The sequence below is a fragment of the Actinoplanes sp. NBC_00393 genome (genome assembly GCF_036053395.1).
GTDB lineage: Bacteria > Actinomycetota > Actinomycetes > Mycobacteriales > Micromonosporaceae > Actinoplanes.
This window is the reverse complement of record NZ_CP107942.1, coordinates 6,204,235-6,226,897: the sequence shown is the minus strand read 5'-3', so window position 1 is coordinate 6,226,897 and position 22,663 is coordinate 6,204,235. Positions and strand designations below refer to the sequence as shown.

At 70.5% G+C, this 22,663-nt stretch carries 20 protein-coding genes; 16 read left to right on the top strand and 4 right to left on the bottom strand.

The features are described 5' to 3' along the window. Position 1: 1 nt before the first annotated feature. Entirely contained in the window at positions 2-754 is a 753-nt protein-coding gene (locus tag OHA21_RS28975; protein WP_328460129.1) for a YebC/PmpR family DNA-binding transcriptional regulator, read from the top strand. Between the two features lie 96 nt (positions 755-850). Here the strand turns inward: OHA21_RS28975 and OHA21_RS28970 are convergent, their stop codons facing one another. After that, positions 851-1,387 (bottom strand): hypothetical protein, encoded by a 537-nt coding sequence (locus OHA21_RS28970; protein WP_328460127.1) that lies wholly within the window; start codon positions 1,385-1,387, stop codon positions 851-853. A 98-nt stretch (positions 1,388-1,485) separates the two neighbouring features. On the opposite strand from OHA21_RS28970, the gene ruvC reads away from it, so the two are divergent. From ruvC to OHA21_RS28930, 8 genes are all read left to right on the top strand, one after another. Continuing rightward, on the top strand, positions 1,486-2,013 hold the full coding sequence (gene ruvC / locus OHA21_RS28965) for a crossover junction endodeoxyribonuclease RuvC (RefSeq protein WP_328478593.1): 528 nt from the start codon (positions 1,486-1,488) through the stop codon (positions 2,011-2,013). Beyond that, complete coding sequence (gene ruvA / locus OHA21_RS28960) at positions 2,010-2,612, top strand: Holliday junction branch migration protein RuvA (protein WP_328460125.1); 603 nt, start codon at positions 2,010-2,012, stop codon at positions 2,610-2,612. The genes ruvC and ruvA overlap by 4 nt, the downstream gene beginning before the upstream one ends. Next, positions 2,609-3,655 (top strand): Holliday junction branch migration DNA helicase RuvB, encoded by a 1,047-nt coding sequence (gene ruvB / locus OHA21_RS28955; RefSeq protein ID WP_328460123.1) that lies wholly within the window; start codon positions 2,609-2,611, stop codon positions 3,653-3,655. Before ruvA ends, ruvB begins: the two co-directional genes overlap by 4 nt. Before the next feature lie 146 nt (positions 3,656-3,801). Next, positions 3,802-4,182 carry a preprotein translocase subunit YajC gene (yajC, locus tag OHA21_RS28950; RefSeq protein ID WP_328460121.1) on the top strand — a complete coding sequence of 127 codons (381 nt, stop codon included), beginning with the start codon at positions 3,802-3,804 and terminating at the stop codon, positions 4,180-4,182. 159 nt (positions 4,183-4,341) lie between these two features. Beyond that, on the top strand, positions 4,342-6,234 hold the full coding sequence (gene secD / locus OHA21_RS28945) for a protein translocase subunit SecD (protein ID WP_328478591.1): 1,893 nt from the start codon (positions 4,342-4,344) through the stop codon (positions 6,232-6,234). A gap of 1 nt (position 6,235) precedes the next feature. After that, the gene (secF, locus tag OHA21_RS28940; protein ID WP_328460119.1) at positions 6,236-7,417 is read left to right on the top strand and encodes a protein translocase subunit SecF; all 1,182 of its coding nucleotides are present in this window, start codon (positions 6,236-6,238) and stop codon (positions 7,415-7,417) included. A 78-nt stretch (positions 7,418-7,495) separates the two neighbouring features. Next, positions 7,496-8,059, top strand: a complete 564-nt coding sequence (locus tag OHA21_RS28935) for an adenine phosphoribosyltransferase (RefSeq protein WP_328460117.1) — start codon at positions 7,496-7,498, stop codon at positions 8,057-8,059. Between the two features lie 147 nt (positions 8,060-8,206). Then, positions 8,207-10,663, top strand: coding sequence for a RelA/SpoT family protein (locus OHA21_RS28930; protein ID WP_328460115.1), 2,457 nt, complete (start codon positions 8,207-8,209; stop codon positions 10,661-10,663). A 120-nt stretch (positions 10,664-10,783) separates the two neighbouring features. Here OHA21_RS28930 and OHA21_RS28925 read toward each other — a convergent pair whose 3' ends face one another. Both OHA21_RS28925 and OHA21_RS28920 read right to left on the bottom strand, forming a co-directional pair. Continuing rightward, positions 10,784-11,611, bottom strand: coding sequence for a peptidylprolyl isomerase (locus OHA21_RS28925; protein WP_328478589.1), 828 nt, complete (start codon positions 11,609-11,611; stop codon positions 10,784-10,786). A 40-nt stretch (positions 11,612-11,651) separates the two neighbouring features. Further along, positions 11,652-12,500, bottom strand: a complete 849-nt coding sequence (locus tag OHA21_RS28920) for a peptidylprolyl isomerase (RefSeq protein WP_328460113.1) — start codon at positions 12,498-12,500, stop codon at positions 11,652-11,654. Positions 12,501-12,666: 166 nt separating this feature from the next. Between OHA21_RS28920 and OHA21_RS28915 the strand changes: the two genes are divergently transcribed. From OHA21_RS28915 to OHA21_RS28905, 3 genes are read left to right on the top strand one after another with little or no spacing between them, the layout of a single operon-like run. After that, positions 12,667-13,362 (top strand): MBL fold metallo-hydrolase, encoded by a 696-nt coding sequence (locus OHA21_RS28915; RefSeq protein ID WP_328460111.1) that lies wholly within the window; start codon positions 12,667-12,669, stop codon positions 13,360-13,362. Positions 13,363-13,378: 16 nt separating this feature from the next. After that, positions 13,379-14,689: a histidine--tRNA ligase gene (gene hisS, locus OHA21_RS28910; protein WP_328460109.1), complete on the top strand. Its 1,311-nt coding sequence runs from the start codon at positions 13,379-13,381 to the stop codon at positions 14,687-14,689. A 32-nt stretch (positions 14,690-14,721) separates the two neighbouring features. Then, positions 14,722-15,645: an acyl-ACP desaturase gene (locus tag OHA21_RS28905; protein WP_328460107.1), complete on the top strand. Its 924-nt coding sequence runs from the start codon at positions 14,722-14,724 to the stop codon at positions 15,643-15,645. A 716-nt stretch (positions 15,646-16,361) separates the two neighbouring features. Here OHA21_RS28905 and OHA21_RS28900 read toward each other — a convergent pair. Continuing rightward, positions 16,362-16,883 carry a PaaI family thioesterase gene (locus tag OHA21_RS28900; protein WP_328460105.1) on the bottom strand — a complete coding sequence of 174 codons (522 nt, stop codon included), beginning with the start codon at positions 16,881-16,883 and terminating at the stop codon, positions 16,362-16,364. Positions 16,884-16,939: 56 nt separating this feature from the next. Here OHA21_RS28900 and OHA21_RS28895 point away from each other — a divergent pair, with 56 nt between their 5' ends. The 4 genes from OHA21_RS28895 to cphA are packed head-to-tail and all read left to right on the top strand — an operon-like array spanning position 16,940 to position 22,564. Continuing rightward, positions 16,940-17,416, top strand: a complete 477-nt coding sequence (locus OHA21_RS28895) for a winged helix-turn-helix transcriptional regulator (protein WP_328460103.1) — start codon at positions 16,940-16,942, stop codon at positions 17,414-17,416. After that, positions 17,413-18,990: an MFS transporter gene (locus OHA21_RS28890; protein WP_328460101.1), complete on the top strand. Its 1,578-nt coding sequence runs from the start codon at positions 17,413-17,415 to the stop codon at positions 18,988-18,990. The genes OHA21_RS28895 and OHA21_RS28890 overlap by 4 nt, the downstream gene beginning before the upstream one ends. A 56-nt stretch (positions 18,991-19,046) precedes the next feature. Then, positions 19,047-19,820, top strand: coding sequence for a cyanophycinase (locus tag OHA21_RS28885; protein ID WP_328460099.1), 774 nt, complete (start codon positions 19,047-19,049; stop codon positions 19,818-19,820). Then, complete coding sequence (cphA, locus tag OHA21_RS28880; protein WP_328460097.1) at positions 19,817-22,564, top strand: cyanophycin synthetase; 2,748 nt, start codon at positions 19,817-19,819, stop codon at positions 22,562-22,564. Before OHA21_RS28885 ends, cphA begins: the two co-directional genes overlap by 4 nt. Positions 22,565-22,663: the final 99 nt, after the last annotated feature.

Below are 22,663 nucleotides of genomic sequence, written 5' to 3'. Positions count from 1 at the left end.
CATGTCCGGCCACTCCAAATGGGCGACGACCAAGCACAAGAAGGCCGTCATCGACGCCAAGCGCGGCAAGATGTTCGCGAAGCTGATCAAGAACATCGAGGTCGCGGCCCGGACCGGCGGTGGTGACCCCTCCGGCAACCCCACGCTCTACGACGCCATTCAGAAGGCGAAGAAGTCGTCGGTTCCGAACGACAACATCGATCGCGCGGTCAAGCGCGGCTCCGGCCTGGAGGCCGGCGGCGCCGACTGGCAGACGATCATGTACGAGGGTTACGGCCCGAACGGTGTCGCCATCCTGATCGAGTGCCTCACCGACAACCGGAACCGCGCGGCCACCGAGGTGCGGACCCGGCTGACCCGTAACGGCGGCACGTTCGCCGACGCCGGCAGCGTGTCGTACCTGTTCAACCGCAAGGGCGTGATCATCGTCCCGAAGGGTGAGCTGAGCGAGGACGACGTCATGCTCGCCGTGCTCGACGACGGCGCCGAGGAGATCAACGATCTGGGTGACTCGTTCGAGGTGGTCAGCGAGCCGACCGACCTGGTCGCGGTCCGCACCGCCCTGCAGAACGCCGGCATCGACTACGACTCGGCGGAGTCCTCGCTGGTGCCGACCATGAACGTGCCGCTCGACGAAGAGGCGGCCCGCAAGGTGTTCAAGCTGATCGACGTCCTCGAGGACTGCGACGACGTGCAGAACATCTACTCCAACGCTGACATCTCCGACGAGGTCATGGCGGCGATCGACGCCTGACCGGCGCGACCGGGAGGGTTGGCGGCCAGGGTCGCCAACCCCCGGGCGGCGGCGCTGCCGAGCCCAGGCGCCGGCGCTGCCCAGCCAGGAGAAGTCCTAGGCGCCGACGCTGCCCAGCCAGGAGAAGTACTGCAGCAGGCCGCCGATCAGCAGGACGCCGGCCAGCACCCGCAGCCCCACCAGCCGCCACTGGCTGCGCCGCCACGCGTGCACCCACGCGATCTCCGCGTCGGCCAGGGCGTCCAGGGAAGCTCTGGCCGTACCGGGAAGGACTGCGGCCTTGCGCAGTGCGATGCTGCCGCCCGAGGTGACCAGCGGGACCACCGCGGTCTGCGGCCGCAACACGCGCACCTCGACCTCGTAGACCTGATCCTCGCGCCACTGCTTCGTGCGGGCGAGAAGGCGCCGCCGCAGGTAGGCGCCGGCCGCGTCGGACCGGGTGAGCCGGCCCCACCAGCGCAGCCGGCGCCAGTGCCCGGCCACGTCGGTGAGCAGGTTCAGGTAGATCTCGTCGGCGCTCGGATCGCCGCCGACCAGGCGTGCGGCCTCGCCGCGCAGCTCGCGCTGGCGGACCGCGACGAAGGCGACGTACTCCGGTGGCGGCTCGTCGTCCATCGGTGGGATGAGGTGCATGGCTACCTCCCGGACCCCATCGTCGAGGCGTGTCGGCGGCGGGCGCAAGTGGTGGCCGTATTAGGGTGTCGAACACACGTACGCGAGGGGAGGCCGTGGTGCGCGTGCTCGGCATCGACCCGGGGCTGACCCGGTGCGGCGTGGGCGTCGTCGACGGGATGCCGGGACGGCCGGGCAAGCTGGTCGCGTACTACGTGGTCCGCAGCGAGCCGGACGAGGACATCGCACACCGCCTGCTGCATCTGGACCGTTCGCTGAGCGAGCTGGTCGCCCTGCACAAGCCGGAGAGCGTGGCCGTGGAGCGGGTGTTCTCGCAGCACAACACGCAGACCGTGATGGGCACGGCGCAGGCCAGCGCGGTCGCGATCCTGGCCGGCTCGCGGGCCGGGCTGCCGGTGCAGACGTACACCCCGAGTGAGGTCAAGGCGGCCGTGACCGGGTCGGGCACCGCCGACAAGGCGCAGGTCACCGCCATGGTCACCCGGCTGCTGAGCCTGGACGCGCCGCCGAAACCGGCCGACGCGGCGGACGCCCTCGCCATCGCCATCTGCCACATTTGGCGCGGGGGCACCCGCGCGAAGATCCAGGCCGCGGCGCTCGCGGCCGCCCGCAGGAGCAGTCGATGATCGCCAGTGTGCGCGGTGTGGTCACCGCGATCCTTCCGGACAGTGCCGTGGTCGAGGTCGGCGGCGTCGGCATGCGGCTGTTCTGCGCGCCGAACACCCTGGCCGGGCTGCGCACCGGCGCCGAGGCCCGGCTCGCCACCACGCTGATCGTGCGGGAGGACTCGCTCACCCTCTACGGTTTCGCCGACGACGACGAACGGCAGCTCTTCGAGCTGCTCCTGACGGCCAACGGGGTGGGCCCGAGGATCGCGCAGGCAGTGCTCGCGGTTCACCACCCCGATGCGGTACGCCGTGCGATCGGCGGCGGTGACCTGGCTGCCCTGACGAAGGTGCCCGGGATCGGCAAGCGCGGCGCCGAGAAGATGATCGTCGAGCTCAAGGACAAGATCGGGCCGGTCGCGATCGGTCCGGGTGGCACCGGCGGGGTGCTCAACGGCGCCTGGCAGGAGCAGGTCCGGCAGGGCGTGCTGGCGCTCGGCTGGAGCGCCGCGCAGGCCGATCAGGCGGTCGCCGCGATCGGCGAGACGATCGACGGTGAGGCGCCCCCGGTTCCGGTGCTGCTGCGCCAGGCGATCCGGCTGCTGGGCAAGACCCGATGAGCGAGGAATTGGTCTCGCCGTTCGCCGGTGACGAGGAGCTGGACGCCGAGGCCAGTGTCCGCCCCCGCCGGCTGGCCGACTTCATCGCTCAGCACCGGGTCCGTGACCAGCTGGAACTGCTGCTCAAGGCGTCTCTGGGCCGGGGCACCCCGCCCGATCACATCCTGCTCTCCGGCCCGCCCGGCCTGGGCAAGACGACGCTGGCCAACATCGTCGCGGCGGAGCTCGGCACCGGGATCCGGACCACCAGCGGCCCGGTGATCGAGCGGTCCGGGGATCTGGCCGCGATCCTGACCGGCCTGGGTCCGGGTGACGTGCTGTTCATCGACGAGATCCACCGCATCGCGAAGCCGGCCGAGGAGCTGCTCTACAGCGCGATGGAGGACTTCCGGGTCGACGTGGTGGTCGGCAAGGGCCCGGGCGCCACCGCGATCCCGCTGGACGTGGAGCCGTTCACGCTGGTCGGCGCCACCACCCGGGCCGGTCTGCTGTCCGGGCCGATGCGGGACCGGTTCGGGTTCGTCGCCCACCTGGACTTCTACTCCCCGGCGGACCTGGACGCGCTGCTGCACCGCTCGGCGCGGATCCTGGGGGTGCCGATCACCCCGGAGGGCGCGGCGGAGATCGCCGGCCGCTCCCGCGGCACGCCGCGGATCGCCAACCGGTTGTTGCGCCGGGTGCGTGACTTCGCCGAGGTACGCGCGGACGGTGTGGTCACCGAGGAGGTGGCCCGGGCCGCGCTGCAGGTGTACGACGTCGATGCGCTCGGCCTGGACCGGCTGGACCGGGCCGTGCTGCGGGCCCTGATCGAGTCGTTCAAGGGCGGCCCGGTCGGTCTGTCGACGCTGGCCGTGGCCGTGGGGGAGCAGTCCGACACGGTCGAGGAGGTGTGCGAGCCGTTCCTGGTCCGGGCAGGTCTGCTGGCGCGGACACCCCGGGGCCGGGTCGCCACCGAGGCGGGTTGGGCGCATTTGGGCAAAACGCCGCCGACGGACGGCCGACCGGGCGTTTTCCAGGGTGACCTGTTCGCCCGAGACGCGTGAATATCGCTCGTGATGCGAACGTGACGTGTGCCGCATTCGTTATCTCAAGGTTGACCGATTAGACTCGCCGCCGTTCCAACCGGAATCTGCATATCGCCCCGGCGCCCGCCCATCGTCGCGCCGGCGGCTTACGGAAGGCTTTCTTCGTGGTCCAGGCAGCTGAACAAGCGAGCGGCGGCAATTTCTCCTTCCTGCTGATCCTCGTCCTGCTCTTCGGCTTCATGTATTTCGTCATGATTCGCCCCCAGCAGAAGCGGCGCCGCGAGGCCCAGGAGATGCAGAACACGCTCGGACCGGGCGACGAAATCGTCACGATCGGCGGTTTGCACGGCACTGTTGTAGTGGCCGAGGCCGATGTCGTGGTCCTTGAGGTCGCGCCCGACGTCCAGGTGCGGTTCGCCCGCCCGGCGATCGCCCGCGTGATCAGCAAGGCCACCGATGTCGTTCCGGAGCCCGACGAGGTCGAGCCGGTCGTTGAGGAGCCGGAGAGCCCGGTCGTCGAGAACCGCGTGAACAAGCAGGACTGAACCGAATCGCCCCCCGGACCGGCCCGCGGCATCACGGCGGGTCGGTCTGTCAGGCCGCCGTACGACCGTCGACGGTGGCTACGGAGAATGCGCCGCGCGGCCGCGCGGCCGGAACGCACAGGGAGACCTAACGCCGTGGCACGACCACCACAGGGACAGATGCATCCTGGACGGCAACTCGCCGTGCTCGGTCTGGTCTTCGTCGTCCTGTATCTTGCCGTCTTCTTCGCCGGCGGGGCCAAGGGCAGCTTCACCGACCGTCTGGAGCCGAAGCTGGGCCTCGACCTGGTCGGTGGCACGCAGGCCACGTACATCGCCTCCCAGCAGGGCGGGGTGCCGACCCAGGAGGCGATGAAGACCGCGCAGGAGATCATCGAGAGCCGGGTCAACGCTCTCGGTGTGTCCGAGGCCGAGGTCGTGATCCAGGGCAACAACACCATCGTCGTCTCGCTCGCCGGTGAGGCCGAGGACCAGCTCAAGGACCTGTCGCAGGCCGCGAACATGCGGTTCCGGCTGCTCACCGGCGTGACCGGGGACGTCGCCGCGACCGCGGTGAACCCGCCGGCTCCGACGCCGAGCGCCAGCGGCGCGGCTCCGTCCGCGTCCGCGCCGGCGGCGGCCCCGTCGGCCAGCGGCGCGGCCCCCGCGGCCACCGCGAAGCCGTCCGCCTCCACCGGCGGCCAGGGTGGTGGCGCCCCGGCGCCGAGCGGCGAGCCGTCGCCCGCCGCGTCCGCGCCGGCCGCTGCCCCGTCGGAGCCCGCTGCGGCTCCGGCTCCGCTGAGCGCGGACAACAAGAAGCTGCTCGCCGACGTCGAGAAGAAGATCGGCGCGAAGGCCTGGACCGCGGCCGAGAAGCTGACCGCCCCGGTGGACCTGTCCACCGACACGAAGGCCGGGCTGCCGTTCAAGGAGTTCTCCACGCTCAGCGGCGCCGAGGTCAACGTGCTGCCGGCGAAGATGCAGTACAACGTTCCGACGATCAGCTGTGACCAGCTCAACCAGCGGCCCAACGGCGCGATCGACGACCCGAACGCCGAGGTCGTGGCGTGCTACTCGGGCGCCAAGGTGCTGTTGGACAAGGCCGAGGTGATCGGTGACGACATCGCCGACGCGACCCCGCAGCTGGACCAGACCACCGGCCAGTGGGTCGTCTCGCTGGACTTCAAGAGCGCCGGCCAGAGCAAGTGGACCGAGCTCACCCGCAAGGCGTTCAACGCGACCAGCGCCGACCCCTGCTACACGGCGGCGACCCAGATCGGCGCGAGCCAGCACTGCGCCGTCGCGGTGGTCCTGGACAAGGAGGTCATCTCCGCGCCGGAGATCCAGGGCGTGCTGAGCGGCCAGTCGCAGATCACCGGTGACTTCAACGCGGCCACCGCCAAGGAGCTCGCCGACAAGCTGAAGTTCGGCGCGATCCCGGTCAACTTCGAGGCCGGCCCGATGGAGACGGTCTCCGCCACCCTCGGTATCCAGCAGCTCGAGGCGGGTCTGCTCGCCGCCGCGATCGGTCTCGCGCTGGTGGCGATCTACTCGTTCTTCTACTACCGCCTGCTCGGCACGGTGATCTTCCTGAGCCTGGGGCTCTCCGCGCTGCTCACCTTCGGCGCGCTGGTGTTCCTCGGCCGGACGATGGGCTTCACTCTGACCCTGGCCGGTATCGCCGGTTTCATCGTGTCGCTCGGTGTCGCCGCCGACTCGTTCGTCATCTACTTCGAGAGGTTGAAGGACGAGATCCACGAGGGCCGGACGCCACGCTCCGCGGTGCCACGAGCCTGGCAGCGGGCCCGGCGGACGATCATCTCGGCCAACATGATCACCATTCTCTGTGCGGTGGTGCTGTACGTCGTCTCGATCGGCGCGGTGCAGGGCTTCGCGTTCGCGATGGGCCTCTCGGTGGTGCTCGACCTGCTGGTGGTCTTCCTCTTCCGTCACCCGATCATGACGATGTTCGCCAACACCAAGGCGTTCATGTCGCCGCGGGTCAGCGGCCTGGGCCGTGTCCTGCGCACCCAGTCCGAGGAGCCCACCTCCTCGCGCGTGAAGGAGGCCTGACATGGCCCGTCCCGGTCTTGCCACCCGCCTGTACCAGGGCGAGGCGAACCTCAACATCGTCGGTCGCCGCAAGCTCTGGTTCACCATCGCGGCCGCGCTGATCGCGGTCTCGATCGGCAGCTTCATCATCCGTGGCTTCGAGCTCGGCATCGAGTTCGCCGGTGGCACCTCGTTCACCGTGCCGGTCGCCACCGCTGAGGGGGACCTGACCCAGGAGGAGGCCGAGCAGGCCGTCGAGCGGGCCGTCACCTCGGTGGACCCGGAGGCCGAGGTCCACGCGGCGCAGCAGGTCGGCACCGGCGACAGCGCCAGCTACAAGGTGCGCGCCTCGGCGCTCACCGCGGCGGAGGCCGAGGAGGCCAAGGCCGCGCTGGTCCAGGATCTCGGGGTCAGCGCCGACGACGTGAGTGACAACCAGGTCTCGTCGGCCTGGGGTGACGCGGTCACCGAGAAGGCCATCCTCGGTCTGGTGATCTTCCTGGTGCTGGTGGTCGCCTACCTGATCGTCCGGTTCGAGTGGCGGATGGCGGTGGCGGCGCTCGCCTCGCTGATGTTCGACCTGTTGATGACGGCCGGTGTGTATTCGCTGGTCGGTTTCGAGGTCACCCCGTCCACGGTGATCGGCTTCCTGACGATCCTGGGTTACTCGCTGTACGACGTGGTCGTCGTCTTCGACAAGGTCCAGGAGAACACCCGCGGCATCACGGCGGGCAGTACCCGTACCTATGCCGAGGCGACCAACCTGGCGGTCAACCAGACCCTGATGCGGTCGCTGAACACCGGTCTGGTGGCGCTGCTGCCGGTCGGTGGTCTGCTCTTCATCGGCGCCGGCTTCCTCGGGGCGGGCACGCTGAAGGACCTCGGCCTGGTGCTCTTCGTCGGCATGGGCTTCGGCGTGATCTCCTCGATCGTGTTCGCCGCGCCGGTGCTGAGCGCGCTGAAGGACCAGGAGCCGAAGATCAAGGCGCACAACGCCCGGGTGCTGGCCCGGCGGGCGCAGCGCTCCGGCGACGTGGCCCCGCGTGCCGAGCGCACCCGCCCGGCCAACGCGACCGAGTCCGACGAGGTCGGGGTCCTGGCCGGCAGCAGCACGCCGCGCCCGGGCGCCCGGCCGACGGCCAAGCGCAACACCTCGAACCGGGGTGGCGGGGCCGGCAACCGGCCCAGCGGCAAGCGGCGCTGACGTAGCACGAACGGCCCGCCACCCTCGGTGGCGGGCCGTTTGCATGCCCGGGGTCGGCCCGGCACTAGGCTGTCCGCCGTGACTACCGAGAACAACACGGTGACCGGGGACAGCGGACCGGAACTGGCCGCCCTGGTCGCGAGCGGCACGGTCGATGTGCCGGATTTCCCGAAGCCGGGGATCCTCTTCAAGGACCTGATGCCGCTCTTCGGTGACGGCCCGACCTTCCGGAAGGTCGTCGACGGGATCGTCGCGCACCACGGGGCGGACTCGTTCGACGTGGTGGCCGGCGTGGAGGCCCGCGGGTTCGTGGTGGCCGCCGCGATCGCGTACGCCACCGGGGTCGGGGTGGTCCCGGTGCGCAAGGCCGGCAAGCTGCCGCGTCCCGCCTTCTCCGCCTCGTACGACCTCGAGTACGGCCAGGCCACCCTGGAGGTGCACGAGGGCGCGTTCGTAGCCGGGCAGCGGGTCCTGGTGGTCGACGACGTGCTCGCCACCGGCGGCACCGCGGCGGCGACGCTGGACCTGGTCGAGAAGGCCGGCGGTACGGTTTCCGGGTTCACGGTCCTGATGGAGCTGGGCTTCCTGAACGCCCGGGACCGGCTGCGACCTCGCAGTGTGCACGCGCTGCTGACCGTTTGATCCAGCTTCGATGTTCTTCGCCCGGTCAGGCCTGCTTATTAGGAGGTTCGGCCGGGACATTCGGTGAGGCGGTGCGGGTACGATGGGCGTTCCAAGGAACCGATCCCTGGTGCGAATCACCAATCCGGCGAAGGCGTGAGGAGGCCGGTGGCCAGCGACGTCGCCCCTCGGGCGGAGGGCACGGTGCAACCGACCCAGAACTCGCGGACCGGCTCGGGCGAGGCGACGCCCGGCGAACAGGTCCGCTCCGACGAGCAGGCCGGCCCGCGGCCGGCGGTGCCCGTCGGCGACATCGAGACGACCCAGCCGCTCTCGCCCGCGGATGAGCCCAGCAGCTTCGGCCTGGCCAGCGCCCCGACCGGGCGCCGGGTCCGGGCCCGGCTCGCCCGGTTCAACGCGCCCTGGCAGAGCACGCAGGTCAGTGAGGTCCTCGAGCCGCTGATCGCGACGCACCGGGCCAGTCACCCCAAGGCGGATGCCCGCGCCCTGCAGAAGGCGTTCGACGTCGCCGCCCGCTGGCACTCCGGGCAGTATCGCAAGTCCGGCGATCCGTACATCACGCATCCGCTCGCGGTGGCCACGATCCTGGCCAACCTCGGGATGGACACCACCACGCTGGTGGCGGCGCTGCTGCACGACACGATCGAGGACACCGACTACTCGCTGGAGAACATGCGCAACGACTTCGGCGCCGAGGTGGCGCTGCTGGTCGACGGCGTGACAAAGCTCGACCGGGTGAAACTGGGCGATGCGGCGAAGGCCGAGACGATCCGCAAGATGGTCGTGGCGATGGCCAAGGACCCGCGGGTGCTTGTGATCAAGCTGGCCGACCGGCTGCACAACATGCGTACGCTGACCTTCCTCCCGCGTGCCAAGCAGGAGCAGAAGGCCAAGGAGACGCTGGAGATCCTGGCGCCGCTGGCCCATCGCCTCGGTATGAACACGATCAAGTGGGAGCTGGAGGATCTGGCCTTCGGCACCCTCTTCCCCAAGCGGTTCGAGGAGATCAACCGCCTGATCGGGGAGCACCAGCCGCAGCGTGAGGCGCTGCTGCGCCAGGTGACCAACCGGGTCCAGCTGGACCTCAAGTCGGCGAAGATCAAGGCCGAGGTGACCGGCCGCCCCAAGCACCTGTACTCGATCTATCAGAAGATGATCGTGCGGGGCCGGGACTTCAACGACATCTACGACCTGGTCGGCGTCCGCATCCTGGTCGACACGGTCCGCGACTGTTACGCCGCGCTGGGCGTCATCCACGCGAACTGGCAGCCGGTGCCGGGCCGGTTCAAGGACTACATCGCGATGCCGAAATTCAACATGTACCAGTCGTTGCACACGACGGTCATCGGCCCCACCGGCAAGCCGGTCGAGATGCAGATCCGGACGTTCGCGATGCACCGGACCGCCGAGTTCGGCATCGCCGCGCACTGGAAGTACAAGGAGCAGAAGGGCGCGACGATCGTCGGCCCGCCGGCGCACATCGACGAGATGACCTGGCTGCGGCAGCTGCTCGACTGGCAGCGCGAGGCGAGCGACCCGTCCGAGTTCCTGGACGCGTTGCGGTTCGACCTCTCCAGCCAGGAGGTCTACGTCTTCACGCCGAAGGGCGACGTGATCCCGCTGCCCACCGGCTCCACCCCGGTCGACTTCGCGTACGCGGTGCACACCGAGGTCGGGCACAAGTGCATCGGCGCGCGGGTCAACGGCAAGCTGGTGCCGCTGGAGTCGACGCTCTCCAACGGCGACGTGATCGAGATCTTCACGTCCAAGTCGGCGACGGCCGGTCCGACGCAGGACTGGCTCGGCTTCGTGAAGAGCCCGCGCGCCCGTACGAAGATCCGGCAGTTCTTCAACAAGGAGCGCCGCGAGGAGGCGATCGAGGAGGGCAAGGACGCGATCGTCAAGGCGATGCGCAAGCAGGGCCTGCCGCTGCAGCGCATGCTGACCGGGGAGAACCTCACCACGATCGCGCGTGACCTGCACCTGGCCGACGTGGCCTCGCTGTACGCGGCGGTGGGGGAGAACGCGGTCTCCGCCCAGTCGGTGGTGGCCAAGCTCGTCGCCGGCTTCGGTGGCGAGGAGGGCGCGGTCGAGGACATCGCCGAGACCGCCGTCGCGACCCGGCCGCCGCGCAACCGCAGCACCGCGCAGGACCCGGGCGTGGTGGTGAAGGGCGTCTCGGACGTCTGGGTGAAACTGGCCCGCTGCTGCACGCCGGTGCCGGGCGACGCCGTCTTCGGGTTCGTCACCCGCTCCGGCGGGGTGAGCGTGCACCGGGAGGACTGCGCCAACGCCCAGGACCTGCGCGAGCAGAACGAGCGGGTGGTCGAGGTCAGCTGGAAGCCGACGTCGGCGTCCACGTTCCTGGTGGCGATCCAGGTGGAGGCGCTCGACCGGCACAAGCTGCTGGCCGACGTGACCCGGGTGCTCTCCGAGGAGCGGGTGAACATCCTGTCCGCGACGGTCACCACGACCCGCGACCGGGTGGCGGTCAGCCGGTTCACGTTCGAGATGGCCGACCCGAAGCACCTCGGTCACCTCGTCGCCGCGGTCCGGAAGGTCGACGGTGTCTTCGACGCCTACCGGGTGACCTCGGGCGCCTGACCACCGCATCAGCCCGGAGGCCGCGCTGCGGCCCCGGGCCGGTGGGTGGCCGCGGCTCTGTCGTACCAATGCAGGAAAAAGGGCGACCCCTGCCGGGGCCGCCCTTTTCTGCTACCTGGATCAGGAGACCGTCATGGTCTTGATCGTGAGTTCCTTCTTGGGGTGGCCGCCGCCGGCGGACTGCGCGAAGGCGCCGTCGTCGCCGGCCTTGACCACGTCCTTCACGATGTCGAGGCCCTTGGTGATGGTGCCGAGCAGCGTGTAGGACGGGTTGAGCTGGGTGTCCTCGGAGACGATGAAGAACTGGCTGCCGGTGCTGCCGGGCTGGCCGGTGTTGGCCATCGCGATGGAGCCGGCGGGGTACGGCTTCGCGGTGTCGGTCGGCAGGTTCTCCTCGGCCATGGTGTAGCTCGGGCCGCCCTGGCCGTCGGTCTCGCGCCAGCCCTTGCCGGTGGCGAACGGGTCACCGCACTGCAGGATCTTGAACGACGCCTCGTTGACCAGCCGGTGGCACTTGGAGTTGTCGAGGAAGTTCTTCGACGCCAGGTGCTTGTAGCTCGCGCCGGTGCAGGGCGCCTTGGTGAGGTCGATGGTCGCCTCGATCGGGCCCAGGCTGGTGTCGAGGGTCAGCGTGCTGGTGCCCACGTTCGGCACGTTCGCCGGCGGGAGGCCGACGTCCTTGACCTTGCCGCCGCTCGCCTCGTCGGATGGGGTCCAGGTGCAGGCGACGGTGCCGGCCTGGGCGGTGGGGCTGCCCGCCTTGTCCTCGTCCTTGTTCAGCACGTTGACGATCCAGACGGCCGCGCCGGCGATCACGACAACGCCGAGCGCCGAGCCGATGATCGCCTGCTGGCGACGGCGCTTCTTGGCGGCCGTCGCGCGCTCGGCCATCTCCTTCTCGAGCCGGGCACGCGCTGCCGCGCGCTGCCGGTCCTTGATCGACGACACGGTGTTCTCCCTGCTGCTGCTGGTCTCTGCCATCACGAACTCACGACTCGGTGCTGGCCGACGGGGCCGCGGAGGCAGCGGCCGCACCGACGGTCAGACTCTGGATAGTGATCTTCTCCTTGGGCTTCACCTTGTCGCCGGTGGCGTTCTCCACCGTGGCGATCTTGGAGATCTTGGTCAGCGTGTCCAGACCGCTGGTCACCTGGCCGATGATCGGGTAGATCGGCTCGGCCGGGCTGAAGTCCTTGAAGAAGAGGAGGAACTGGCTGCTGTTGCTGCCGGGTGGGTTGCCGACCAGCGCCACCGTGCCCTTGGGGTAGGTCACCGGCGCGCTCGGAGCAGCGGAGGCGCTCGGGGCGGGCGCCGGAACGTTCTCGTCATAGAAGCTGTACGTCGGGCCGCCGTTGCCGGTGCCGCTCGGGTCACCGCAGCGCAGCGCGCCGTCGGCGGTGATCTCGTGGCACTCGGTGTTGTCGAAGAACGACTTGCCGGCCAGGAACGAGAAGCTCGCGGCCGCACACGGGGCGCTGGCCACGTCGAGGCTCGCGACGATCGGCGCACCCTTGTCGGTGGTGACCGTCATCGTCTCCGTGCCGGTCTCCGGCAGGTCCTTGGTGGGCGGGGTGCCGACCTCCTTGAGGTCGGTGTTGGCCGTCGCGTTCTGCGGGGTCCAGAGGCAGACGTCACCGGCGGTGGTCTCGGTGGAGTCGTCGCTGTCGAAGGCGCCGCCGATCCAGGCGCCACCGGCGACGACCAGCACCAGCGCGAGGCCGGTGCCGACACCGGCCCAGATCCGGCGGCGGCGGCGCTCTCGCTCGGCCCGGCGGGCCAGTTGCCGGTCATATTTCGCGCGCGCGAGCTTGCGCTGCCGGTCCTTGCTGGGAGCCACCGAAAGCTGTCCTTCCCTTACCCGGATCAGAGAGGATCTTGTGCCTGTCAAGGGGTGCGGCACGCCTCACGCCCGCAAGAGTGTACGGGTACCTCCTGAGAAAGTGGTGTGCGGAGGTCCGGCTAGGCTCGTTACGATTCGGACCCATCTCGGAGAGGTCGTCACTGTGCTCGTCACCGGCTTTCCGGCCGAGGCCTTCGGCACCAACTGCTATGTGGTGGCCGCCGGTCCGGGCGAGCAGTGCCTGATCGTCGATCCGGGCATCGGCGTGCTCGACCAGCTGGACGAGGTGCTGGCCCAACACCGCTTGTCTCCGGCCGCGGTGCTGCTCACGCACGGGCACCTGGACCACACCTTCTCGGTGGCGCCGGTCTGCGGCGCGCGCGGCATCACGGCATATGTGCACCCTGCCGACCTGGAGATGCTCGCCGACCCGTCGAAGGGTCTGAGTGCCGACCTCAACCAGATCTTCGGCGGCCGCCTGGAGTATTCGGAACCCGACGACGTGGCCGAGCTGACCGACGGCGCCGTGCTCTCGCTCGCGGGCCTCGAGGTGACTGTCGATCACGCTCCCGGCCATACCGGCGGGTCGGTGCTGTTCCGCCTGCCCGGCACGCCCTCGTTCGAAGCCGAGGAGATCTGCTTCTCCGGGGACGTGCTCTTCGCGGGATCCATCGGGCGCACCGACCTGCCGGGTGGCAGCACCCCGACGATGATGACCAGCCTGCGGGACAAGATCCTGCCGCTGGCCGACGACACCGTCGTGCTGCCCGGCCACGGACCGGCCACCACCATCGGCCGTGAGCGCGCGTCCAACCCGTACCTGCGGGAGCTGACCGCCGCGCCCGGCCGCGGCTTCTGATCTTCCTGGAGAAATTGTGCCTATTTCCGGTTTTCCTGAGTGGCTGCCGCCGCAGCGCATGATCGAGCAGTTCGTGCTCGACAAGATCCGCTCCACGTTCGAGCTCTACGGTTTCGCCCCGCTGGAGACGCGTGCGGTCGAGCCGGTGGAAACGCTGCTCTCCAAGGGCGAGACTTCCAAGGAGGTGTACCTTCTGCGCCGCCTGCAGGAGGACGACCTCTCCAAGAAAGAGGATCAGCTCGGCCTGCACTTCGATCTGACCGTCCCGTTCGCACGGTTCGTCGTGGAGAACCACGGGAAGCTGCAGTTCCCCTTCCGCCGCTACCAGATCCAGAAGGTGTGGCGCGGTGAGCGGCCGCAGGAGGGCCGCTACCGCGAGTTCCTGCAGGCCGACATCGACGTGGTGAACCGGGACACCCTGCCGTTCCACTTCGACACCGAGATGCCGCTGGTGATCGGCGACGTGTTCAAGTCGCTGCCGATTCCACCGGCGGTCATCCAGGTCAACAACCGCAAGGTCTGCGAGGGCTTCTACCGCGGCCTGGGCCTTTCCGACACGGCACAGGTGCTGCGTACGGTCGACAAGCTGGACAAGATCGGCCCGGACAAGGTGGCTGCTCTTCTGGCGGAAACCGTGGGCGCCTCGGATGTGCAAGCGGCGGCCTGTCTGAAGTTGGCCGAAATTTCGGGATCCGACGGTTCTTTTGTGGACCGCGTCCGAGCGCTCGGTGTGACCGATCCGCTGCTCGACGAGGGCTTGGAGGAGTTGCTGCAGGTCGTCGAGACGGCGGGGGAGCACGCACCCGGGCTCGTGCGGGCCGAGCTGAAGATCGCCCGCGGGCTGGACTACTACACCGGCACGGTCTACGAGACCCAGCTGCGGGGGTACGAGCGGTTCGGCTCGGTCTGCTCCGGCGGCCGCTACGAGAACCTGGCCTCGGTCGGCAACACCCGCTTCCCGGGCGTCGGCATCTCGATCGGTGTCTCCCGGCTGCTCGGCATCCTCTTCGGGCAGAACGCGCTGGGCGTCTCCCGTTCGGTGCCGACCTGTGTGGTCGTCGCGGTGCCCAGCGAGGAGCAGCGGGCCGACTGCGAGCGGATCGCCACCGCGCTGCGCCGGCGGGGCATCCCGACCGAGGTGGCGCCGACCGCGGCCAAGTTCGGCAAGCAGATCCAGTTCGCCGACCGGCGCGGGATTCCGTACGTGTGGTTCCCGGGCGAGCCGGACACCGTGAAGGACATCCGCTCCGGTGAGCAGGTCGAGGCGGTCGCCGCTTCCTGGCAGCCGCCGGCCGCCGACCTGCACCCGGTTGTCACAGCAGGCTGACATCGCACTGGTCCAGCGGATACCTTGACCAGGTGCCGCTGGACCAGACCGCAATTCTGCTCGAGCTCGAACCGGTGGTGGCGAGCAACCTCGACCGGCATCTCGCCCTGGCCAAGGAGTGGTTCCCGCACGAGTACGTGCCGTGGAGCGAAGGGCGCACGTTCGACGGTCTCCTCGGCGGTGAGCCCTGGCGACCGGACGATTCGGATTTGCCGGATGTGGCGCGTACCGCGCTGATCGTCAATCTGCTCACCGAGGACAATCTGCCGTCGTACCACCATGAGATCGCCACGCTCTTCGGCCGGGACGGGGCCTGGGGGACCTGGGTGCACCGGTGGACGGCCGAGGAAGGCCGGCACGGGATCGCCATCCGCGACTACCTGACCGTGACGCGCGCCGTGGACCCGGTCGCTCTGGAGCGGGCCCGGATGGTGCACATGGAGTCCGGTTACGCCAACGACCACCCCGACGAGGTGCTGCACTCGGTGGCGTACGTGGCGTTTCAAGAACTCGCCACCCGCATCTCGCACCGCAACACCGGCCGGGCCACCGGCGATCCCGTCGCCGAACAGCTGCTCGCCCGGGTCGCCGCCGACGAGAACCTGCACATGGTGTTCTACCGCAACCTGCTCGCCGCGGCTTTCGACCTCGCGCCCGATCAGGCGATGCGGGCGGTCACCGACGTCACCGCCGGCTTCAAGATGCCCGGCGCCAACATCGAGGGCTTCGGGCGCAAGGCGCTGTCCATCGCCCTGGCCGGCATCTACGACCTGCGGCAGCACCGCGACGAGGTGCTCGCGCCGGTGCTGCGCCACTGGAACGTGTGGGATCGCACGGATGTGGGCGCCGAGGGGGAGAAGGCGCGCGAGGAGCTGGCCGCGCAGATGCGCGACCTGGAGAATCAGGCCGCACGCTTCGAGGAGAAGCGCGAGGCACGCAAGCAGCGCGGCCGCTGACGCTCGCTGCCCGCCCGCTGCTCGTTGCCTACCGCTGTCGCCTGTCGCCTGTCGCCTGTCGGCTGCTCGCTGGCTGTCGCCTGTCGGCTGCTCGCTGGCTGTCGCCTGTCGCCTGCCGGCCGCTCGCTGGCTGTCGCCTGCCGGCTGCCCGCTGGTTGTCGCTCACCCGTGCCTGCTCGCTGCCTGCTCGCCAATCCCTTGCGCGATCTTGTGAACTTGCGCGGGAACGGTGCGCCGCCGAGCGTGGCCCATCACCCAAGATCGCCGCGGGCGGGGTAGCGGGGATCTCGGCTGCCCGGCTGGCTCTCACGGTTGCTTCCGCGCGCAGGAAACGACGCTGAGCGTCAGCCGGGCGGGACTGGCTGGCTCTCACGGCTGCTTCCGCGCTCGGGAAGCGACGCTGAGCGTCAGCTGGGCGGGACTGGCTGGCTCTCACGGTTGCTTCCGCGCTCGGGAAGCGACGCTGAGCGTCAGCTGGGCGGGACTGGCTGGCTCTCACGGTTGCTTCCGCGCTCGGGAAGCGACGCTGAGCGTCAGCCGGGCGGGACTGGCTGGCTCTCACGGTTGCTTCCGCGCTCGGGAAGCGACGCTGAGCGTCAGCTGGGCGGGACTGGCTGGCTCTCGCGGCTGCTTCCGCGAGCGCGAAGCAGGGAAGTGAGCGCGAAGGAGGAAGGGGAGCGCGAAGGAAGTAGTAACGGAGGAAAGGCGGGAGGAGGTCAGGCGGTGGGCAGCTCGAAGAGCAGGCAGCTCGAGGTGGCGTGGGCGATCAGCCGGCCGGCGGCGTCGGTGAGGCGGGCCTCGGCCAGGGCGGTGCGCCGGCCGCGCTGCAGGACGGTGCCGGTGCAGGTCAGGCGGCCGGAGTCGACGGTGACGGCGCGCAGGAACTTCACGTTGAGGTCCATGCTGGTGTAGCCGACGCCTGCCGGCAGGGTGCTGTGCACGGAGCAGGCGGCGGCGGTGTCGAGCAGGGTGGAGATCACGCCGCCGTGCACGGTGCCGAGCGGGTTGTAGTGGAACTCCTGCGGCTCCAGCTCGAGGGTGACGCTGCCCTCCTCGGCGCGCATGCCGGCCGCGTCGATCAGGTGCATGATCGGCGGCGGGGGGAGCTCACCGGCCGACATCGCCTGGAGCATCTCGAGGCCGCTGCGCCGGCCGAGCAGCGCGGCGTGCTCGGTCGGGTCGCTCCAGCTGAAGGTGCGGGTGCGGGCCGAAGCGGGAGCATCCTGAGTCTGCGTCATGGACTCAGGCTGGCATTCGCTTGCTGCGTCTGTCAACGAGACCTAGCCTCGTCGGCATGGTCGCAAATGTCACAGCCCTCGACTGGTCCGTCGACAACTGCACGATCAGCCGGGCGATGGCGATCCTCGGCGAGAAGTGGACGATCGTGGTGCTGCGCGAGGTCTTCAGCGGGCTGCGGCGCTTCGACGACATGCGGGTGCGCACCGGCATCCCGCGCCAGGTGCTGACCAACCGGCTCGCCCTGCTGGTCGAGCACGGGGTGCTGCGGCGAGCGCCGTACCGGGAGCCCGGCGCCCGGGTGCGCCATGAGTACCGGCTGACCGAGAAGGGCTTCGACCTCTACCCGGTGCTGATCGCGGTCGCCGAGTGGGGCAACCGCTACCTGGCCGATCCGGAGGGGCCGCCGATCCAGTACGCCCACCGCGACTGCGGCGCCGAGGTGCGCGTCGAGATGCGCTGTGCGGAGGGGCACACGATCACCGACAAGCGTGCCGTGGTGCCGCGGCCGGGACCGGGTACCCGGCGGAGGTGACCGACAACGACCCGTGGGCGCCCCTGCGGCAGCCCGTCTTCCGGATGCTCTGGCTGGCCGTGCTCGCCAGCAACGTCGGCACCTGGATGCAGACCGTCGGCGCGCAATGGCTGGTGGTGCACGAGCCCGGCGCGGCGACCTGGGTCAGTCTGGTGCAGGCGGTCACCATGCTGCCGGTGCTGCTCTTCGCCCTGCCGTCCGGGGCGCTGGCGGACACGCTGGACCGGCGGCGGATGCTGCTCGGCGTACAGATCGGGCTCTTCGGGGTGGGCGCGGTGCTGGCCGCGCTCACCGCGCTGGACCGGATGCCGCCTCCGCTGCTGTTGATCTTCACGTTCCTGCTCGGGGTCGGGCAGGCGCTGACGCTGCCGTCGTGGCAGGCGCTGATTCCCGAGGTGGTGCCGCACGACCAGCTGCCGGCCGCGTCCGCGCTCGGCGCGATCAACACCAACCTGGCCCGGTCCGCCGGGCCCGCGGTCGGCGGCCTGCTGGTGGCGCATCTCGGCCCGGCCGCGGTCTTCGCGCTGAACGCCCTCTCCTTCGCGGTGTTCGCGCTGGTGCTGCTCCTCTGGCGGCGCCCGGCCCGGACGCTCTCCGGGCACCCGGAGCATTTCGGCTCGGCGCTGCGGGCCGGCGGGCGCTACGTGCGCTACTCGCCGTCGATCCGGCGGATCCTGGGCCGTGTCGTGCTGTTCGTGCTTCCCGGCAGCGCGATCTGGGGCCTGCTGCCGCTGATCGCCCGCGAGGAACTCGGGATGGGCGCGAGCGGCTACGGCGTGCTGCTGGCAGCGCTGGGCGTGGGCGCGATCGTGGGCGCGCTGCTGATGCCGCGGGTACGCGTGCGGTTCCGCACCAACCAGATGATCGCCGGGACCGGGCTGATCTACGGCGCCGCGCTGGCGGTCATCGCGCTCGTGCCGGACCGGGTCGCCGTCACGGTGGCGCTGGTCGGCGCGGGTCTGGCCTGGATGATGCTGGTGTCGCGGATGAACGCGGCACTGCAGCTGCTGCTGCCGAACTGGGTGCGTGCCCGCGCGCTCGCCATCTACCAGCTCTGCTTCGCCGGTGGGCAGGCGGTCGGCGCGCTGCTGTGGGGCCAGGTCGCCGAGGCCTTCGGCCTCACCGAGACGTTCGGCGTGGCCGCGGCGGTGATGGTCGCCGGCACCTTGAGCGTACGGATCCTGCCCGTGCACACCCACGAGGAGCGCGACCCCGCCCCGGCCGTCTTCTGGGCCGAACCGCACCTCATGATCGAACCGCACCTGGACGACGGCCCGGTGCTGGTCTCGGCGACCTGGCGGGTGCCCGAGGCGAACACCGAGACTTTCGCCGCCGGGATGCACGAGCTGCGCTGGTCGCGGCAGCGTACCGGGGCCACGCAGTGGGGGCTGTTCCGCGACGGCGCGGACCCGGCGATCTTCGTCGAGGTCTACCTGGTGCCGACCTGGGCCGAGCATCTGCGCCAGCACGAGGGCCGGCTGACCGGCGAGGACGAGCGGGCCGAGGAGCGGCTGATCGCGCTGGCCGAGGGGCCGCCGGAAGTCAAGCACCTCCTGTCACACAACACCGATTAGCCAGATGTTTCGTATTTGTTCCGAATATCCTCAGCAGTAGTCACTGAGGAGGAGCGGTGGATGGCCGGCTTCTGATCATGGGTGGGGCCGCCGGGCCGGCCCTGCTCCAACGGTTCGTCGAGCTGGCCGGTTCCGCGGCCGCCCGGATCGTGGTGATCGCGACGGCCAGCGAGACGCCGGAGACCGCCGAGGCCGCGTACATCGAGAAGTTCCTCGCCCTCGGCGCCGGCGAGGTACGACCCCTGCGTCTCTCCTCCCGCAGCGAGGCGAACGCGCCCGGCGTCGAGCCGGTGCTGCGCCCGGCCACCGGGGTCTTCTTCACCGGCGGCGACCAGGAGCGGATCACCCGGGTGATCGGTGGCACGACCGCCGACTCGCTGCTACAGGCGCTGGTCGGCGACGGCTCGGTGGTGCTCGCCGGGACCAGCGCGGGCGCGGCCATGATGTCCGGCACCATGATCACCGGAGGTGACGGCCCCGGCGGGGTTTCGACCGGCCCGGGCCTGGAATTCCTGCCCGGGGTCCTGATCGACCAGCACTTCGCCGAACGCGGCCGGCTGAACCGTCTGCTCGGCGCGGTCGCCCGCTACCCGCACGAGCTCGGCGTGGGCATCGACGAGGACACCGCGATATTGACCGACGGCGACCGGTTCGAGGTGCTCGGCAACGGCGCGGTCACGGTCGTCGACGCCGGGTGCGCCACCGACATCCGGGTTCCGCCGACCGGGCCGATCGCCCTGGCCGGGGCACGAATCCACGTGCTGCCGGCCGGCTACACCTTCCATCTCATGGGCCGTCAACCGGCCGCAGAACGGGGACGAGCCGCATGAAGATCGAAACGCTGCGCCGCCTGCGCGGCCCCAACGTCTATCTGTCCCGTCCGGCGATGGTCGCCCGGCTGCGGCTGGCGGAGCTGACCGGGCAGGAGACCTGCGACGTCACCGGCTTCACCGAGCGGCTGCTGCGGGCGCTGCCCGGGCTCGCCGAGCACCACTGTGCGGCCGGGGCGCCCGGGGGGTTCGTCAGCCGGCTCCGCAACGGCACCTACTTCGGGCACGTCACCGAGCACGTCTGCATCGAACTCTCCCAGCTGATCGGGCGGGACGTGAGCTTCGGCCGGACCGTCGCGGCCGGTGAGCCCGGCGTGTACGACGTGATCGTCGAGTGCCCGGTGGACGAGTCGCCGGAGTCGCGGGTGCCGCACGAGCTCCTGGACGCCGCGATCCGCCTGGTCCTGGAGGTGTACGAGGGCAACCCCGGCCCGACCGCGTCCGCCATGGCCGAGCGCCTGCGCGACCTGGCGGCACTCGCCGAGCGGGAGGCGACCGGGCCCAGCACCCGGTCGATCATCGCCGCCGCACGCCGCCGCGGCATCCCGGTGGAACGTTTCGACGACCTCAGCCTGGTCCGGCTCGGGTGGGGCGTACGCCGCCGGCTGGCCTGGGCCGCGATGACCGACCGGACCAGCGGCGTCGGCGTCGACATCGCCGGCGACAAACAGGTCACCCGCCGCCTGCTCAGCGAGGCGGGCGTCCCGGTCCCGCCGGGCGGCGCGGCGTCCGGCCCGGCCGAGGCGGTACGCCTGCTGGCCGCGCTCGGGTCCCCGGTGGTGGTGAAACCCCGGCACGGTCACCACGGCCGCAACGTCGCGCTGAACCTCACCACCCCCGCCGAGGTGGAACGGGCCTGCACGCAGGCGGGCAACGACGTGGTCGTCGAGCGGCAACTCGGCGGCCGCGACTACCGGGTCCTGGTGGTCGCCGGCGAGGTGGTGGCGGCCGCCGAGCGGATCGCCGCGCACGTGATCGGCGACGGCCGGGCCACGATCCGGGAGCTGGTCGACCGCACCAACGCGGACCCGCGCCGCGGCGCCGGCCACTCCCGGATGCTCACCCGGATCGAGCTGGACGAACAGTTGCTCGCCGGCCGGGGACTCACCCCGGACGACGTGCCGGCCGACGGCGCGACCGTGTGGCTGCGCGACAACGCCAACCTTTCCACCGGCGGCACCAGCCGGGACGTCACCGACCAGGTCCATCCGGACGTGACCCTGCTGTGCCAGCGGGTCGCCGCGCTGGTCGGGCTGGACATCGCCGGGATCGACCTGCGGCTGCCGGACATCGCGGCGCCGGTGCCGCCGGCCGGTGACCCGGACGAGGTCGCCGCCGGGGTGATCGAGGTGAACGCCGTACCGGGGTTGCGGATGCACCTGGCCCCGGTGCACGGCCGGGCCCGGGACGTGGGCGACGCGATCGTGCGGGCGATGTTCCCCAGCGGCTCGGACGGGCGGATCCCGACCGTGGCGGTGACCGGGACCAACGGCAAGACCACCGTCACCCGGCTCACCGCCCACCTGCTCGGCGGCAGCGGCACCCGGGTCGGCGTGGCCAGCACCGACGGCGTCAGCATCGACGGCCGGACGATCCACGTCTCGGACGCGACCGGGCCGCGGTCGGCGCAGATGGTGCTCGGCGACCCGCAGGTGGAGGCGGCGGTCCTGGAGACCGCGCGCGGCGGGCTGCTGCGGCGCGGGCTCGGCTACGACTGGTCGGACGTGGGCGTGATCACCAACATCACGGCGGATCACCTCGGCCAGGACGGGCTGGACTCGATCGAGGACCTGGCGCACGTCAAGGCGGTGGTGGCGGAACGGGTCCGGGACGGCGGCACGCTGGTCCTGAACGCCGACGACCCGTGGGTGCGCAGTCTGGCCGACCGGCCGCGGGTGCGCGCGGACCGCAAACGCCTCGTCTGGTTCGGCCTGGACGCCGGCAACCCGGTGATCACCGACCATCTGGCCCGTGGGTCCACGGCGTACGTGCTGCATGACGGCTGGCTGGTGCAGGCGACCGGCGCGCGGCGCACCCCGCTGGTGCGGCTGGCCGAGGTGCCCGGCGCGTACGGGGGAGCGGCATTGCACGTGGCGGCGAACACCCTGGCCGCCATCGCTGCCGCCCGGGCTCTCGGCGCCCGCCCGGAGACACTGGTGGACCGGCTCGCCGAATTCGACCCGAGCGCCGAGAACCCGGGTCGCGGGACGCTGTTCCGTCACGGTGAGGTCTCAATTTTTCTGGACTATGCCCACAATCCAGCAGCTCTCGCCGCTACGCTCCGTACTCTTCACCGGCTCTGGGGTGCCGAACGCTGCGTAGCGGCGGTCACCCTGCCCGGAGACCGCCGGGACGACCTGCTGGCCGCTTCCGCCCAGGTGCTCGCCGACGGGGTGACCCGCGCCGTCCTCTACGACGACTGCGACCTGCGGGGCCGCGCGCCGGGCGAGGTCTCCGCCCTCGTCGAGCGCGAGATGCGGGCGCGCCGTTCGGAGATGAGCGCGGTCCGCGCGGACGGCTACCGCGACGCAGTCACCCGCGCGCTGCGGCTGGCCGGTCCCGGTGACGTGCTGCTGGTGATCTACGAGAACTGGGCGCCGATGCGGGCGCTGCTCGCCGAACTGGACGCGGTCCCGGCCGGCGGGGTGCCGGTGACGGCGGGGCGGATGCTGCCGCATTCGCCCGCTTCAGGGGCAGTTGCGGCGGTCCGGCGGAGCCTCACCGTCTCCCGAACGCGTGGCTGATCCCACTGACAGATCTTGGACACAGTCGATCTCTCTGCGTAGCGAGATGTTGACCGTTCGTGAATTGATCGTTCGTCAGGTTGAAGGTGCAAGTTCCGA

Bases quoted from the DNA above. Each gene is read 5' to 3' on its own strand.
- OHA21_RS28895 (WP_328460103.1), top strand. From the start codon at position 16,940: ATGGTCGCAAATGTCACAGCCCTCGACTGGTCCGTCGACAACTGCACG.
- ruvA (WP_328460125.1), top strand. From the start codon at position 2,010: ATGATCGCCAGTGTGCGCGGTGTGGTCACCGCGATCCTTCCGGACAGT.
- cphA (WP_328460097.1), top strand. From the start codon at position 19,817: ATGAAGATCGAAACGCTGCGCCGCCTGCGCGGCCCCAACGTCTATCTG.
- OHA21_RS28975 (WP_328460129.1), top strand. From the start codon at position 2: ATGTCCGGCCACTCCAAATGGGCGACGACCAAGCACAAGAAGGCCGTC.
- secF (WP_328460119.1), top strand. From the start codon at position 6,236: ATGGCCCGTCCCGGTCTTGCCACCCGCCTGTACCAGGGCGAGGCGAAC.
- ruvB (WP_328460123.1), top strand. From the start codon at position 2,609: ATGAGCGAGGAATTGGTCTCGCCGTTCGCCGGTGACGAGGAGCTGGAC.
- OHA21_RS28970 (WP_328460127.1), bottom strand. From the start codon at position 1,387: ATGCACCTCATCCCACCGATGGACGACGAGCCGCCACCGGAGTACGTC.
- OHA21_RS28900 (WP_328460105.1), bottom strand. From the start codon at position 16,883: ATGACGCAGACTCAGGATGCTCCCGCTTCGGCCCGCACCCGCACCTTC.
- secD (WP_328478591.1), top strand. From the start codon at position 4,342: ATGCATCCTGGACGGCAACTCGCCGTGCTCGGTCTGGTCTTCGTCGTC.